This is a genomic window from Micromonospora sp. ZG13 (genome assembly GCF_059359355.1).
Genome location: NZ_JCADBQ010000009.1, coordinates 54,291 through 68,632, shown reverse-complemented (window position 1 = coordinate 68,632; position 14,342 = coordinate 54,291). Strand labels below are relative to the sequence as shown.

General features: G+C 71.2%; 15 protein-coding genes. 9 read left to right on the top strand and 6 right to left on the bottom strand.

Annotation, left to right across the window (positions count from 1 at the left end):
* Nucleotides 1–87: 87 nt before the first annotated feature.
* Nucleotides 88–345 (bottom strand): hypothetical protein, encoded by a 258-nt coding sequence (locus tag AC5L34_RS19450; protein ID WP_441177970.1) that lies wholly within the window; start codon nucleotides 343–345, stop codon nucleotides 88–90.
* Between the two features lie 157 nt (nucleotides 346–502).
* Here AC5L34_RS19450 and AC5L34_RS19445 point away from each other — a divergent pair, with 157 nt between their 5' ends.
* From AC5L34_RS19445 to AC5L34_RS19430, 4 genes are all read left to right on the top strand, one after another.
* Nucleotides 503–952 carry a helix-turn-helix transcriptional regulator gene (locus AC5L34_RS19445; RefSeq protein ID WP_089000352.1) on the top strand — a complete coding sequence of 150 codons (450 nt, stop codon included), beginning with the start codon at nucleotides 503–505 and terminating at the stop codon, nucleotides 950–952.
* Between the two features lie 5 nt (nucleotides 953–957).
* Nucleotides 958–1,368 (top strand): VOC family protein, encoded by a 411-nt coding sequence (locus tag AC5L34_RS19440; protein WP_357721592.1) that lies wholly within the window; start codon nucleotides 958–960, stop codon nucleotides 1,366–1,368.
* A 73-nt stretch (nucleotides 1,369–1,441) separates the two neighbouring features.
* Nucleotides 1,442–3,820: an ATP-binding cassette domain-containing protein gene (locus AC5L34_RS19435; protein ID WP_441177969.1), complete on the top strand. Its 2,379-nt coding sequence runs from the start codon at nucleotides 1,442–1,444 to the stop codon at nucleotides 3,818–3,820.
* Nucleotides 3,821–4,174: 354 nt separating this feature from the next.
* Nucleotides 4,175–4,558, top strand: a complete 384-nt coding sequence (locus tag AC5L34_RS19430) for a peptidase inhibitor family I36 protein (protein ID WP_441177968.1) — start codon at nucleotides 4,175–4,177, stop codon at nucleotides 4,556–4,558.
* Nucleotides 4,559–4,869: 311 nt separating this feature from the next.
* Here the strand turns inward: AC5L34_RS19430 and AC5L34_RS19425 are convergent, their stop codons facing one another.
* Nucleotides 4,870–5,463, bottom strand: a complete 594-nt coding sequence (locus AC5L34_RS19425; protein WP_494826277.1) for an AAA family ATPase — start codon at nucleotides 5,461–5,463, stop codon at nucleotides 4,870–4,872.
* Between the two features lie 56 nt (nucleotides 5,464–5,519).
* On the opposite strand from AC5L34_RS19425, the gene AC5L34_RS19420 reads away from it, so the two are divergent.
* Nucleotides 5,520–6,530, top strand: coding sequence for a tyrosine-type recombinase/integrase (locus AC5L34_RS19420; protein ID WP_494826275.1), 1,011 nt, complete (start codon nucleotides 5,520–5,522; stop codon nucleotides 6,528–6,530).
* Nucleotides 6,531–6,660: 130 nt separating this feature from the next.
* On the opposite strand, the gene AC5L34_RS19415 is transcribed toward AC5L34_RS19420, so the two are convergent.
* On the bottom strand, nucleotides 6,661–7,527 hold the full coding sequence (locus AC5L34_RS19415; RefSeq protein ID WP_441177965.1) for a bifunctional 5,10-methylenetetrahydrofolate dehydrogenase/5,10-methenyltetrahydrofolate cyclohydrolase: 867 nt from the start codon (nucleotides 7,525–7,527) through the stop codon (nucleotides 6,661–6,663).
* Between the two features lie 229 nt (nucleotides 7,528–7,756).
* Here AC5L34_RS19415 and AC5L34_RS19410 point away from each other — a divergent pair, with 229 nt between their 5' ends.
* Complete coding sequence (locus AC5L34_RS19410) at nucleotides 7,757–8,911, top strand: carboxylate-amine ligase (RefSeq protein ID WP_494826273.1); 1,155 nt, start codon at nucleotides 7,757–7,759, stop codon at nucleotides 8,909–8,911.
* A gap of 36 nt (nucleotides 8,912–8,947) precedes the next feature.
* Here the strand turns inward: AC5L34_RS19410 and AC5L34_RS19405 are convergent, their stop codons facing one another.
* Both AC5L34_RS19405 and AC5L34_RS19400 read right to left on the bottom strand, forming a co-directional pair.
* The gene (locus AC5L34_RS19405) at nucleotides 8,948–10,519 is read right to left on the bottom strand and encodes an NAD(P)-binding domain-containing protein (RefSeq protein ID WP_494826271.1); all 1,572 of its coding nucleotides are present in this window, start codon (nucleotides 10,517–10,519) and stop codon (nucleotides 8,948–8,950) included.
* A gap of 106 nt (nucleotides 10,520–10,625) precedes the next feature.
* A complete protein-coding gene (locus AC5L34_RS19400; RefSeq protein ID WP_494826269.1) occupies nucleotides 10,626–11,405 on the bottom strand; it encodes an endonuclease/exonuclease/phosphatase family protein in 780 nt (259 codons plus the stop codon).
* Nucleotides 11,406–11,603: 198 nt separating this feature from the next.
* Between AC5L34_RS19400 and AC5L34_RS19395 the strand changes: the two genes are divergently transcribed.
* Nucleotides 11,604–12,377, top strand: coding sequence for a sulfite exporter TauE/SafE family protein (locus AC5L34_RS19395; protein ID WP_494826396.1), 774 nt, complete (start codon nucleotides 11,604–11,606; stop codon nucleotides 12,375–12,377).
* 37 nt (nucleotides 12,378–12,414) lie between these two features.
* Here AC5L34_RS19395 and AC5L34_RS19390 read toward each other — a convergent pair whose 3' ends face one another.
* Entirely contained in the window at nucleotides 12,415–13,026 is a 612-nt protein-coding gene (locus AC5L34_RS19390; protein WP_441177961.1) for a malonic semialdehyde reductase, read from the bottom strand.
* A gap of 100 nt (nucleotides 13,027–13,126) precedes the next feature.
* Here AC5L34_RS19390 and AC5L34_RS19385 point away from each other — a divergent pair, with 100 nt between their 5' ends.
* On the top strand, nucleotides 13,127–13,483 hold the full coding sequence (locus AC5L34_RS19385; protein WP_357721563.1) for a winged helix-turn-helix transcriptional regulator: 357 nt from the start codon (nucleotides 13,127–13,129) through the stop codon (nucleotides 13,481–13,483).
* A 75-nt stretch (nucleotides 13,484–13,558) separates the two neighbouring features.
* Nucleotides 13,559–14,335 carry a GNAT family N-acetyltransferase gene (locus tag AC5L34_RS19380; protein WP_494826266.1) on the top strand — a complete coding sequence of 259 codons (777 nt, stop codon included), beginning with the start codon at nucleotides 13,559–13,561 and terminating at the stop codon, nucleotides 14,333–14,335.
* Nucleotides 14,336–14,342: the final 7 nt, after the last annotated feature.

Sequence of the window (14,342 nt, the reverse complement as noted above, 5' to 3'; positions counted from 1 at the left end):
GGAGCCGCAGCGGGACACGCGGCTCCATGCCGGTCGCCGAGGCGCCCACGGGCACCGACGTGGCGAAGTCGGCCCACGGAACCGGCATCAGCCAGATCCGGGCGGGCACCATGCCGAAGACAGACCCAACGCCTCGCGCCAGACATCCGGGCACACGTCGTTGCCCCACAACAATCCCCGCCCGTCACCGGCAGCGATCGTGGCCACGGTCCGCACGAAGGACAGACTCACCCGCTGCCACTCATCCGTCGACCCCACGGCACGCTTCCACGAGTCCGCCATCGCGGCGAACGTGCGCTCGTAACGCGGCAGGTCCAGCCGGTCCAGCCGCGCCGCCAGCTCCACCGTCTCCGCGCCGGATCTCGGCATCCGCGCCCACGAGCTGCAGAGCCTTCCAGCCGGACCGGCCCCGACACCACTCGATGACCCGACCCGACAAACTGCGGCGGCAGGCCGCCGGTCCTGCTGGGCAACTCCGCCGCGACATGACACGATCCTGCACGTGAGCAGCACCTCCGCCGCAGCCCAGCACCTACGCGACCTCGCCCGACTGCGCCGCGTACGCGACCGCATCGACCGCGAGTACGCCAAGCCGCTCGACGTCGAAGCCCTCGCCCGCGGCGTGAACATGTCCGCCGGACACCTCAGCCGCCAGTTCCGCCTCGCCTACGGCGAGTCCCCGTACGCCTATCTCATGACCCGGCGCATCGAACGCGCCATGGCCCTGCTGCGTCGCGGCGACCTCAGCGTCACCGAAGTCTGCTTCACCGTCGGCTGCTCCTCCCTGGGCACCTTCAGCACCCGCTTCACCGAACTCGTCGGCGTCCCACCGAGCACCTACCGCGCCCGCGCCGCCCACGCCACGGGGGAGCTGCCGTCGTGCATCACCCGACAGGTCACCAGACCGATCAGGAATCGAGAAGCACGGGCCACCCAGCCACAACTAGCGTGACCGGCATGAACATCACCATCCACTACGCCTTCCTCCCGCACACCGACGCCGACGCCGCCCTGACCTTCTACCGCGACACCCTCGGCTTCGAGGTCCGCAACGACGTCGGATACGACGGCATGCGCTGGCTCACCGTCGGCCCGCCCGGCCAGCCCGGCACCTCCATCGTCCTGCACCCGCCGGCCGCCGACCCCGGCATCACCGACGCCGAACGCCAGACCATCCTCGAACTCATCGCCAAGGGCAGCTACGGCGCCATCACCCTGGCCACCGACGACCTCGACGGCCTCTTCGACCGGCTACAGGCCAGCGGCGCCGACGTCGTCCAGGAACCGACCGAACAGCCGTACGGCGTGCGCGACTGCGCCTTCCGCGACCCCACGGGCAACCTGATCCGCATCAACGAGCTGCGCTGAGCCCCGCCACCAGCAGAGGAAGACGCCCGACGGAGACCGCACAGCCGGCCCCCGCGCAACAGATGGAGACACCATGAGCACGGCCACGAGGACGCACACCCCGCACGTCGCCGACACCCACGACCTGATCCGCGTGCAGGGCGCCCGCGTCAACAACCTCAAGGACGTCAGCGTCGAGATCCCGAAGCGCCGCCTGACCGTCTTCACCGGCGTCTCCGGCTCGGGCAAGAGCTCACTGGTGTTCGGCACCATCGCCGCCGAGTCACAACGAATGATCAACGAAACCTACAGCGCCTTCGTGCAGGGCTTCATGCCGTCGCTCACCCGACCCGAGGTCGACCTGCTCGAAGGACTGACCACGGCGATCATCGTCGACCAGGAACGAATGGGCGCCAACCCGCGCTCCACCGTCGGCACCGCCACCGACGCCAACGCCATGCTGCGCATCCTGTTCAGCCGGCTCGGCCAACCCCACATCGGCTCACCCAACGCGTACTCCTTCAACATCCCCACCGTGACGGCCAGCGGCGCGATCACCGTCGAACGCGGCACCAAGACCAAGGCGGAGAAGGCCACCTTCCACCGCCTCGGCGGCATGTGCCCACGCTGCGAGGGCATGGGCACCGTCAACGACATCGACCTGACCGCCCTCTACGACGCCAGCAAGTCACTCAACGAGGGCGCACTCACCATTCCCGGCTACAGCATGGAGGGCTGGTACGGCCGCATCTTCCGCGGCTGCGGCTACTTCGACCCCGACAAGCCCATCAACAGGTTCACCAAGAAGGAACTGCACGACCTGCTCCACCGCGAACCAACCAAAATCAAGATCGACGGCATCAACCTGACGTACGCCGGCATCATCCCGCAGATCCAGAAGTCCTTCCTCACCAAGGACGTCGACGCCCTACAGCCCCACATCCGGGCCTTCGTCGAACGAGCCGTGACCTTCCAGACCTGCCCCAGCTGCGACGGCACCCGCCTCAGCCCCGAAGCCCGCTCCTCGAAGATCAAGGACAAGAGCATCGCCGACGTCTGCGCCATGCAGATCAGCGACCTCGCCACCTGGGTACGCGACCTCGACGAACCATCCGTCGCACCCCTGCTCAAAGGGCTGCAACACCTCCTCGACAGCTTCGAGGAGATCGGCCTGGGCTACCTCTCACTCGACCGACCGGCCGGCACCCTCTCCGGGGGAGAGGCACAACGCGCCAAGATGATCCGCCACCTCGGATCGTCCCTCACCGACGTCACCTACGTCTTCGACGAACCCACCATCGGCCTGCACCCGCACGACATCGAGCGGATGAACAACCTGCTACGGCAACTACGCGACAAGGGCAACACCGTCCTCGTCGTCGAACACAAACCCGAGACCATCACGATCGCCGACCACGTCGTCGACCTCGGCCCCGGCGCCGGCACCCAGGGCGGCACCGTCTGCTTCGAGGGCAGCGTGGAACAACTGCGGGGGAGCGGCACCGTCACCGGCCGCCACCTCGACGACCGCGCCACCCTCAAGAAGACCGTACGCACCCCCACCGGCACCCTGCAGATCCGCGACGCCAACGCACACAACCTGCGCGACGTCGACGTCGACGTCCCACTCGGCGTCCTCTGCGCCATCACCGGCGTCGCCGGCTCCGGCAAGAGCTCACTGATCCACGGCTCGGTCGCCGGGCGCGACGGCGTGGTCGTCATCGACCAGGGCGCCATCCGCGGCTCGCGACGCAGCAACCCGGCCACCTACACCGGCCTGCTCGACCCGATCCGCAAGGCGTTCGCGAAGGCCAACGGCGTGAAACCGGCACTGTTCAGCGCCAACTCCGAGGGCGCCTGCCCCACCTGCAACGGCGCCGGCGTCATCTACACCGACCTGGGCGTCATGGCGACCGTCGAAACCACCTGCGAGGAGTGCGGCGGCAAGCGGTTCCAGGCAGCCGTCCTCGAATACACGCTGGGCGGCCGCAACATCGCCGACGTGCTCGCCATGTCCGTGGCCGAGGCCGAGGAGTTCTTCGGCTCCGGCGACGCCCGCATCCCCGCCGCCCACGCGATCCTGGCCCGCCTCGCCGACGTCGGTCTGGGCTACCTCAGCCTCGGCCAGCCCCTCACCACGCTCTCCGGCGGGGAGCGGCAGCGCCTCAAGCTGGCCACCCACATGGCCGAGAAGGGTGGCGTCTACGTCCTCGACGAACCGACCACCGGCCTGCACCTCGCCGACGTCGAGCAACTGCTCGCCCTGCTCGACCGCCTCGTCGAGGCCGGCAAGTCGGTCATCGTCATCGAGCACCACCAGGCGGTGATGGCCCACGCCGACTGGATCATCGACCTTGGTCCCGGCGCCGGCCACGACGGCGGCCGCATCGTCTTCGAGGGCACTCCCGCCGACCTCGTCGCCGCTCGCTCCACCCTCACCGGCACGCACCTCGCGACCTACGTCGGCACCTGACGGAGGGCGGCCCGGTCGGTACGGTGGCGAGCGCCGGCCGTCCGCCACGGTACCGACCGGGCCGAACGTTCCGGTGCGCGGCAGGAGGGCAGGCCAGGGGAGTGCGCCGTGCCCAGCGGCCGGGCAGGGAGGTGTCCACACACCACCGCGCCGGGGTGGCCGCCTCTCACCAGCGTGGAGCGAAACGCGGCACCGGGGTGCTCCGACGGCGACGCCGCCGTGGAAGCTGGGCCTGTGCCGATACGGCCGACTGCCACGATCTCTCACGCAACGCAAGACGGCCGTCATTCCGAGTTGCCATCGACACAGATCGACTGGATTGACGCAGAGCGACCACGCTGACACGGTGAGCTCATGAAGCTACGCCTGCTCCTTACCGCCGCGTTCGCCGCCGCCGCCGCCACGCTGGCGGCGCCCGCAGCCGCCCACGCCGGCCCCAACGACAACGTCCACGCGAGCGTCGCCGGAATCTCCTCGCAGGCCGCCGGCACCTGCCCCTACACCGCCTTCTGCCTCTACACCGACACCTACCTCCGCGGCCGGATGTTCGTGATGTACGCATGCGGCGACTACGCACTGTTCAACTGGAACGGCCACGGCTCCGTCGTCAACAACCAGACTCCGGGCACGTGGGCCGACCTGCTGGACCAGAACCGCAACCCGATCCACGGCTTCGCCTACCGGAGCGAGGCCCCGTACGTGGACTTCGATCCCTACTGGTACGCCCAGCCCTGCTAGGGGAGAACGGAGGCGCCCTGGCTGACCCGTGTACGCCTGACCTGAGGCACACGCCAGCTTCGATCGCGACACCGTCGGGTCGCCGCCCGCACAGCCCACCCGCGCGGGCGGCGACCCGACGGTCGAGCCGGCCGCAACGACCCGAGTGTCCACCCAGGCGTAACGCCTCTACGGGTGCGGACCGCCCGTCACGATGGCGGACCAGCGCGGGGGCGACATGTCGCAGGCGCCCGCCAGAACGAACCTGCCGCCGTGCCGGCCAGGCCCCAAAGGCCGCCACCAGCGTGATGTCGCAGGTTCGATAATGCACATTATGTCAAGTAGAACGGATCGGGCACTCCCTCGGCCCGGTCCGGCGGCAGGCCGGCGAGGTGCCGCAGGCGCTTCTCCACCAGTGCCACGCGCGCCCGCACCGGCGCGGGCGGCACCGCGATCAGACGATGGCCGTGCGCGTGATAGATCTCCTCGTGCACGCGGGCGAACGCCAGCGACTCGGCGTAACCGATGCGGCGGGCGGCGCTGGGCGTCACGAAGCCCAGCGGCTGGACCAGGAAGACCGGCCGCTCGTAGGCGCCGTCGCGGAGCACCCGCTGCACCTCTTCGACCAGCACGCGCCCCGGCGGGCGGCCCAGGTATCGCGCGAGGGCCAACGTGCACAGTGGCGACCGGTCGTGGATCCGCACCGTCCCGTACGCCCCGGGCCCCTCGTGGCGCTCCCGCTGCAGCCGCGCCACCGCGTCGACGAAGCCCGCCTCCTGCCACGGTTCGGCGACGCCCCGCGCCTGCTGTGCCGCGATGACGTCGGTGGCCGCCTCGGCGACGACGGGCCACCCGCGTCGGCGCAGCGCCTCGGCGAGTGTCGTCTTGCCCGCCCCCGGCGCTCCGGTCAGTACGTAGCACCGCACGCTCTCCCCTCTCCCACCGTTGCCGGCGAACCCGAAAATGCTGCATAATATCCCTTATGCATGACAAACAGGACGAATCGGCACAGCGGCTGATCGAGGAGTTCCTGACGGCCCGCGCCACCCGCAAGCCCTCCCCCCACACGCTGGAGGCGTACCGGCGGGACCTGCGCGCCGTCGCCGCACTGGCAGCCGAGGAGGCCACCCCTCCCCTCCCCCTCGACGCGCTCCCCGTCGCCGCCCTCACCGCCCGCGTCATGCGGGCGGCATTTGCCCGGTTCGCCGCTCCCCGTGCGGTCGCGTCGGTGCACCGGGCGTGGTCCACCTGGAACAGTTTCTTCTCCTTCCTGGTCGCTGACGGGGTGGTCGCCGGCAACCCGATGCCGGCGGTCGGTCGACCCCGGGCGCCTCTCCCCCAGCCCAAGCCGCTGCGTGGCGCGGACACCCCGGAGCAGCTGCTCGCCTCGGTGGCCCGGCAGGAGGGCCGCCAGCGCGACCCGTGGCCGGAGCGCGACCTGGCGGTGCTGGCGTTGGCGCTCTGTGCGGGGCTGCGACTGTCGGAACTGCTGGCGCTGCGCGTGGGATCGCTGACGGGCCGTGCGGGCGAGCGGCGGGTCGACGTGGCCGGCAAGGGCGGGCGGCCGAGGGTGGTGCCGATCGAGCCGGAGCTGGACGGGGTGCTGGTGGGCTACCTGGAGAGCCGGGTGCGGCGGTTCGGGTCGCGCACGGTGCGGCCGGACGCGCCGCTGCTGGTGGACCGTCAGGGTGAGCCGCTGCGCCGGGGCGGGTTGCAGTATCTGGTGGAGTCCTGCTACCGGCGGGCGGGCATCACCGACCGGGTGCCGCGGGGGGCGCGGTTGCACGCGTTGCGGCACACCTTCGCGACGCGGTTGGCGGAGGACGGGGCGAGTGCGGCGGAGATCATGCGGTTGCTGGGTCACGCGTCGTTGGCGTCGTCGCAGACGTACATCGAGGTGACGGCCGGGCAGCAGCGCGCGGCGGTGCGGTCCAACCGTACCAATCGGGCGTTGGCGGGGTTGGTGGCGGCGGAGCGCGACGGACGGTCGTGAGCGGGATCCGGCGGTGCGCGGCGGGCCGGCGGTGGTCAGCGCGCCCAGCTCTGCCGGGGGTCTGGCGTGGTGTCGGGGTGTGGCCGGTGGTGGCCCGGGCGTCGGGGTCGTCGACGCCCGGGCCGGGCGGTCAGGGGTGGCCGGTGGCGCGGCGGGCGGCGTCGAGGGCGTTGCGGAAGAGCATGGCGACGGTGGTGGGGCCGACTCCGCCGACGCGGGGGGTGATGGCGCCGGCGACGTCGGCGCAGGATTCGTCGACGTCGGGTAGGAGGCGCCGGCCTTCGTAGCGGACGCCGCCGCCGACGACGACGGCGCCGGGGCGGACGTGTTCGGGTCGGATGATGCCGGGGACGCCGGCGGCGGCGATGAGGATGTCGGCGCGGCGGGTGTGGGTGGCCCAGTCGGGGACGCCGGTGTGCACGACGGTGACGGCGGCGTTGGCGGTGGGTCGTTTCTGGGTGAGCAGCAGGGCGAGGGGGCGGCCGAGGGTGGCGCCGCGGCCGAGGATGACGACGTCGCGGCCGGCGACGGGGATGTCGTGGAAGGCGAGCAGGGCTTCGATGCCGGCGGGGGTGCAGGGCAGGGGTCCGGGCAGGCCGAGGGCGAGGCGTCCCATGTTGAGCGGGTGCATGCCGTCGACGTCGAGGTCCGGGTCCATGGTTTGCAGCGCCCGGTCGTAGTCGAGGTGTGCGGGGATGGGGTGCTGGATGAGCAGGCCGTGCACGTCGGGTGCGGTGTTGAATTCGGCGATGGCGTGGTGCAGGTCGGCCTGGGTGGCGGTGGCGGGCAGGTGTACGTGGGGTGAGGTGAAGCCGAGTTCGGTGGCCTGGCGTTGCTTGATGCGGATGTAGCCGGCGCTGGCGTCGTCGTCGCCGACGAGGATGGTGGCGAGGCCGGGGGTGGTGCCGGCGGCGCGCAGGGCGGTGACGCCGGCGGCGACGTCGGTGAGGATGCGTTCGGCGACGGGGGTGCCGGGCAGGAGTCGGGCGGTGGGCATGGTGCTCCTCTGCCGGCGGGGCCCAGGCGGTCGACCTCCGCGCGTGCAGCTCCCCGATGGTTTGGTGCCCATCCTCTGGCCGCCAGTCGCGTGTGGGGTCAGCTTGCCACAGGGGTCGGGGTGCGGGGTGTCCCGGTGGGTGGTGGCGTCGTCGGTGTGTTGACTGTGGGTGTCCCGTTGGTCACGGGTTCGGGCTACCCTGTCGGCCTGTTCGTGTCGTGTGTCGTGAGTGGAGGCTGGGGTGCCGCAGCGGGTGGGTGGGGAGCTGGGGGCGTCGGGTCCGCGGTTGGGGGTGGAGGAGGAGTTCCTGCTGGTCGATCCGGTGAGTCGGGGTGTGGTGGCGGGGGCGGACGCGGTGGTGGGGCGGGCGGTGACGCGGTTGGGTTCGCGGGTGTCGGGTGAGATCACGACGTTGCATGTGGAGACGCGGACGGATCCGACGTCGTCGGTGCGGGGGTTGCTGGAGCAGTTGGTGTGGGCTCGTCGGGTGGTGGCGGAGTGTGCGGAGGCGGAGGGGTTGCGGATCGTGGCGACCGGTACGCCGGTGTTGCCGGGGGCGACGTCGCCGCCGGTGCGGCGGGGGCCGCGGCCGGATCGGGGTACGGCGACGTTTCGGGGGTTGCACGACGAGTTGGCGATCTGTGCGGTGCACGTGCATGTGGAGTTGCCGGATCGGGAGCGGGCGTTGCTGGTGAGCAATCATCTGCGGGCGTATCTGCCGTTGTTGATCGCGTTGACGGCGAATTCGCCGTTCTGGGAGGGGCGGGATTCGGGTTATGCGAGTTGGCGGTCGATGGTGTGGCCGCGGTGGCCGGTGGCGGGGCCGCCGCCGCGGTTCACGTCGGTGGCTCATTACGAGGCGGTGGTGGAGATGTTGTCGGCGGCGGGGGCGATCGTGGATGCGGGGACGTTGTTCTGGGACGTCCGGCCGTCGGTGACGCATCCGACGTTGGAGGTGCGGGTGGCGGACGTGCCGGTGTCGGCGCAGGAGTCGGCGTTGGTGGCGGCGTTGGTGCGGGCGTTGGTGGTGCGGGCGTCGGAGGCGGTGGAGCGGGGTGACCACGGTCCGGAGGTTGCCGGTGAGTGGTTGCGGGCGGCGTACTGGCGGGCGGCGCGTGACGGGTTGGAGGGTTCGTTGTTGGAGGTGGGGTCGGGTCGGTTGCGTCCGGCGCGGGAGGTGTTGGGTGAGGTGGTGGACTGGTTGGGGCCGGTGTTGCGGGCGTGCGGGGATGAGGAGTTGGTGCGGGGTTGGTGTGAGCGGTTGTTGGTGGTGGGTGGTGGGGCGGTGCGGCAGCGGGGGGCGGCGGGTCGTCGGGGTCGGTTGACGGATGTGGTGGATTTTCTGGTGGCGCAGACGGTGGTGGACGAGTTGCAGCCGGCGTAGGTGTGGGTGGCGTTGGTGGGGCGGTGCCGGTGGGGGTCAGCGGTCGCGGTGCAGTTCGCGGGTGAAGAAGTGGCGCAGGGGTGTCACGTGGCGGTCGGGGCGGCGCCATTCGGCGAGCAGGTCTTCGAGCAGGTGGAGTTCGTCGACGAGGGTGTCGCCGTGGTAGCGGCGGATGACGGGGTGGATGAAGGCGCTTTCGGCGGCGCGGTCGGGTTGGGGGTGGCGTTGGATGGCGAAGACGTCGCCGTGGTCGTCGCGGCCCCAGCGCAGGCCGACGGTGTAGTAGTGCGGGTGGTGGCGGAAGCGGGTGCGGATGTGGTCTTCGGGCAGGTCGATGTAGTGGCGTAGCTGTCCGTGGGGTTCGACGACGAGGGCGTCGCAGAGGAATTCGAACTGGGTCCACAGTGCGGAGCTCCAGTTGACGCGGTCGAGGACGAGGGTGGTGAGGGTGTCGGGGTCGCGGTCGACGAGGGTGTGTGGCAGGGGTACGCCGTCGTAGCGTTCGCGGAGCAGGGCGGTGAGGGTGCGCAGGTTGTAGCGGAATCCGTCGATGAAGGCGGAGGAGGCTTTCTTGAAGTCGCGGTCCTGGGCGAGGGTGCCGGCGAAGTAGAGGCCGTCGATGTTGGTGGACTGCCAGTCGGCGGTGGTGGCGGGCATGCGGCCGCTGGGGACCATGGCGGGTCGGCTGGTGGGGTCGAAGGGGGTGGTGTCCATGGTGAAGCCGGTGCAGCGCAGGACGGTGTCGTACTCCATGACGGCGGTTTCGCCGTCGGCGTGGGTGTAGGTGAGGTGTACCTGGTAGCGGTTGTCGAGGGGGCGGATCTCGTCGATAACGCAGTCGAGTACGGAGTGCAGGGTCTTGAACTGGTAGCTGTCGAGGACGGCGCCGTGGTGGCCGCGGACGTCTCCGGGGTGCTTGGTGTTCCAGGCCAGGCGTAGGGGGCGTGGGCTGGCGAGGTGGATCATGGCGGCGTGTCCGAGGATCGCCGAGGCGGTTTCGAAGGCGGAGTTGCCCTTGCCGAGGATGAGGACGCGTTGCCCGGCGTAGTGGGCGGGGTCGGTGTGCATGTCCTCGTAGCCGGTGGCGTGTTCGATGCCGGGGATGGCGGGGATGTGGGGTCGGCCCCAGCCGGTGGCGACGATGAGGCAGCGGCTGTGCAGGGTGTGCTGGTCGGTGTGGATGAGGAAGCCGTCGTCGAGGCGTTCGATGCGGTGGGCGGGGGTGTCGAAGCGTACGGCGAGTTGGTGGTAGCGCTGGAAGTCGGTGAGGTAGCGCACCATGTCGTCGGCGTGGGGGAAGTATTCGCTGCTGTATTTGGCGAAGGGCAGGTCGGCGGGTTCGTGCAGCAGGGAGTTCCAGTCCCAGCGCAGCCGGATCTCGGGGTCGGTGCTGGTGGTGTGGACCTTGTTGAGGGAGATGAGGCGGCGGTGGCGGGGGAAGTGGCGGAAGAAGGCGGCGGGTGCGAGGGCGCGTTCGAGGGTGACGTAGTCGCAGCCGGCCTGTTGGAGGTAGTAGCTGAGTTGGAGGCCGGCTGGTCCGGCTCCGATGATCACGTACTGGTGGTGTTCGGTGGGGTGGCTCGTCGGGCCTGGGGTGGGTGCCGTCACGCCAGAGACCTTCGCCGATGCGCTGGGGCGGTGTCAACGCTGGGTGCGGTGACGGTGACGCGACCTTTGGTGAGGGGTGTCCGCTCCCCCGCTGTCGGGCGGGTGTTCAGCCGAGGTCGACCAGGAGGGGGCGGTGGTCGGAGATGGTGGACAGCGGGGTGTGTACGGCGGTGACGGGTGGCAGGCGGTCGAGGCCGTGGCGGTCGGCGAGGATGTGGTCGAGTTGGACGCGGGGTTGCCCGGCGGGGTAGGTGGGGCGGCGGCCGAGGGGGTGCCAGCCGGTGAGGAGTCGGGCGGGGCCGGCGGGCAGGTTGAGGTCGCCGAGGAGGATGCGTGGGGCGGGCAGGGTGCGTAGGGCGCGGACGGTCTGGCGCAGTTGGTGGGCGTTCCAGCCGGGGACGAAGGACAGGTGGGTGGCGGCGACGGTGAGTTGGCCGTGTGGGGTGTCGAGGACTGCGGCGAGGACGACGCGGGGTTCGTCGCGCAGGAGGATGAGTCCGCCGCGGGGGCCGGGGACGTAGACGGGTGAGCGTACGGGGGCGGGGCGTAGTCGGGTGACCTGCCAGGTGTGGACGCGGTGGCGGGTGACGAGGCCGACGCCGTAGCAGGGTTCGCCGTGTCCGTCGTCGTCGTGGGTGAGGGGGCGGAACTGTTCGCCGGGGGTGCCGACGACGGCGGCGGCGAAGCGGTGTTCGTCGGCGTCGAGGGCGCGGGCGGCGATGGCGGTGAGGTCGAGGTTGCCGCTGCGGCTCTGGTCGCGGTCGACTTCTTGCAGGGCGAGGACGTCGGCGTCGAGGGCGGTGACGGCGGCGGTGAGTCGGTCGGGGTCGACGAGTCCGTCGGCGAGGGACCGGCCGTGTAGCAGGTTGAAGGTGGCCAGGCGCACGCTTGCACCCTACGTGTCGATGGGAGGGTTGCCCGGTGTTGAAGGTGTTGTTGTGCTCGGTGCTGTTGTTCGTGGCGTTGTCGGCGGTGGGTGTGTGGTTGCGGCGGGCGCGGGGTCGGTGAGTGTCGTCGCTGGTGAGGCTGGCCACAGGGCGGGTCGGTGGGTGGGTGGTGGTGGGAAGAATGGCGGCCCGTGGATGTGGATCCCCTGTCGTTGACGACTCTGCTCGCCGCGGCCGCTGTGGCCGGTTGGATCGACGCGGTGGTGGGTGGTGGTGGGTTGCTGTTGTTGCCGGTGTTGCTGGTGGCGGCGCCGGGGATGCCGGTGGCGTCGGCGTTGGGTACGAACAAGTTGACGGCGATCGCGGGGACGGCGACGGCGGCGGTGACGTACGCGCGGCGTACGAAGATCGATTGGGCGGTGGCGGGGCCGGCGGCGGGGTTGGCGATGTGTTGTGCGGGGGTGGGTGCGGCGTTGGCGGGTGCGGTGCCGGCGTCGGCGTACCGGCCGGTGGTGTTGGTGGTGTTGGTGTCGGTGGCGGCGTTCGTGGTGTTGCGGCCGCGGTTGGGGGTGGTGGCGCAGCCGCATCGGCGTACGCGGGTGCGGGTGGGTGTGGCGGTGGTGGTGGCGGGGCTGGGTATCGGGTTGTACGACGGGTTGGTGGGCCCGGGTACGGGGACGTTTCTGGTGGTGGCGTTCACGGCGTTGGTGGGGGCGGACTTCGTGCACGGTTCGGCGATGGCGAAGGTCGTGAACGTGGGGACGAACCTGGGGGCGTTGGCGGTGTTCGCGGCGACGGGGCACGTGTGGTGGCTGCTGGGGGTGGCGATGGCGGTGTGCAACATCGCGGGGGCGGCGTTGGGGGCGCGGATGGCGTTGCGGCGTGGTTCGGGCTTCGTGCGGGTCGTGTTGTTGGTGGTGGTGGTGGCGTTGGTCGGCAAGTTGGGTTTCGACCAGTGGGTGGCGGCCTGACCGGTCGCCACCCACTGGTGTCGGGGTGGTTGGTCGTTCAGGCGTGCCGGACGACGTCGGTGTAGTCGAGGCGGGGCAGGCGCGGGAACCAGGCGTTGTCGCCGGGGCGGCCGATGTTGACCACGAGCAGGGTCTTCCAGGTGCTGTCGGTGAAGAACTCGCGGTCGACGGCGGCGGCGTCGAAGCCGGCCATGGGTCCGGCGGCGAGGCCGGCGGCGCGGACGGCGAGCAGGTAGTAGCCGATCTGGAGGGTGGCGTTGAAGCGGGCCATGCGCTCGCGGGCGTCGGGGTTGCCGGCGAGGTCGTCGCGCATCTGGGGGCGGATGGGGAACACCCGTGGGATGTGCTCGTGGAAGTCGGTGTCGGCGGCGAGTACGGCGACCATGGGGGCGGTGGCGGTCTTGGCCTGGTTGCCTTCGCTCATGTGGGCGACGAGGCGGGTGCGGGCTTCGCCGGGGCGTACGTAGAGGATGCGCAGGGGCTGGGTGTTGGCGGCGGTGGGCGGGTACTTGGCGAGTTCGTAGATGGCGCGCAGGTGTTCGTCGGTGACGGGTTCGTCGGTGAAGGTGTTGGCGGTGCGGGCGTCGGTGAACAGCAGCGCCTGGGCCTCGGGGCCGAGGTTGATCAGGGGCGGGTGGATGTCGGTCATCGGGGCGTCTCCATGGAGTCGGCTGGCTTGCTTCGGTAACGGTAGCAGCTAGCTTTTTAGTAGTCCCTTGTTCGGGTGATGTCCCCCGTATCCTGGGGGCATGACGGTCAGGCCGGAGGTGGGCGACACGCCCCGCACGTGTGACGGGGGCGTGGCCCGGGCCTTCGCGTTTCTGGGCAAGCGGTGGAACGGCATGCTGCTGAGCACCCTCGCCGACGGGCCGGCCGGGTTCGCCGAGCTGACCCGTGCCCTGCCCGGGATCAGCGAGTCGGTGCTGTCGGACCGGCTGGGCGAGCTGGTGCGGGTCGGGCTGGTCAGTCGCACGGTCCGGCAGGGTCCCCCGCTGGGCGTGAGCTACGAGCTCACCGGGCCGGGCGCGGCACTGCTGCCGGTGCTCGACGCGCTGGGCCGGTGGGCGCACGAGCACCTTCCCGCCGAGGCGGACACGGGCTGCTGACCCGCCCGGCGCGCGTCGGCGGAGCAGCTTGGGCGCGCGTCGGCGGAGCGGGGCCGCGTGTGTGATCATCGGCGGATGCCGGTACGCGCCGAACACGACCGCGCCGTCCTCGCCGCGCTGCTCGGGCGGGATCCGGTGCTGCACGCGTACCAGCTCGGCGACCTGGACGACTTCTTCTGGCCGTACACCTCCTGGTTCCGCCGTGACGAGGAGGTGGCGTTGCTCTATCACGGCGCCGAGACGCCCACGCTGCTGGCGTTCGCGCCGCCGCGACGGGCCGGGCGGCTGGCGGCGCTGCTGCGCGAGGTGGCGCCGGTGCTCCCGGCCCGCCTGTGGGCGCACCTGTCCCCCGGCGTGCAGCCGGCCCTGGCGGGGGCGTTCCGGATGGACGCGGCCGGCCCGCACCACCGGATGGCGCTGACGGATCCGGCGCGGCTGGACGGGCAGGTCGCGGCGGGTACGGTGCTGAACGCCGGTGACCTGCCGGCGCTGCACCGCCTCTACGAGGTCGCCTACCCGGGCAACTGGTTCGATCCCCGGATGCTCGACACCGGCCAGTACGTGGGGGTGCGCGACGGCGGCGAGCTGGTGGCGGTCGCCGGGGTGCACGTGTTCTCCCCGGCGTACGGGGTCGCGGCGCTGGGCAACGTGACCACCCATCCCCGGTGGCGCGGGCGGGGGCTGGCCGCCGCGGCGGTGACCGCCCTGTGCCGGCGGCTGCGCGAGCGCGTCACGCACGTGACGCTCAACGTGAAGGCGGACAACGCGGCGGCGGTGCGGCTCTACGCGCGGCTGGGCTTCACCCGGGTGGCCGACTACGGCGAGTACGCGCTGCGTGCCCACCAGCGCTGACCCGCCG

Excerpts from the sequence above, each read along its gene's own strand:
- AC5L34_RS19385 (WP_357721563.1), top strand. The coding sequence starts at position 13,127 with ATGACGGTCAGGCCGGAGGTGGGCGACACGCCCCGCACGTGTGACGGG.
- AC5L34_RS19430 (WP_441177968.1), top strand. The coding sequence starts at position 4,175 with ATGAAGCTACGCCTGCTCCTTACCGCCGCGTTCGCCGCCGCCGCCGCC.
- AC5L34_RS19415 (WP_441177965.1), bottom strand. The coding sequence starts at position 7,527 with ATGCCCACCGCCCGACTCCTGCCCGGCACCCCCGTCGCCGAACGCATC.
- AC5L34_RS19380 (WP_494826266.1), top strand. The coding sequence starts at position 13,559 with ATGCCGGTACGCGCCGAACACGACCGCGCCGTCCTCGCCGCGCTGCTC.
- AC5L34_RS19420 (WP_494826275.1), top strand. The coding sequence starts at position 5,520 with ATGCATGACAAACAGGACGAATCGGCACAGCGGCTGATCGAGGAGTTC.
- AC5L34_RS19390 (WP_441177961.1), bottom strand. The coding sequence starts at position 13,026 with ATGACCGACATCCACCCGCCCCTGATCAACCTCGGCCCCGAGGCCCAG.
- AC5L34_RS19440 (WP_357721592.1), top strand. The coding sequence starts at position 958 with ATGAACATCACCATCCACTACGCCTTCCTCCCGCACACCGACGCCGAC.
- AC5L34_RS19435 (WP_441177969.1), top strand. The coding sequence starts at position 1,442 with ATGAGCACGGCCACGAGGACGCACACCCCGCACGTCGCCGACACCCAC.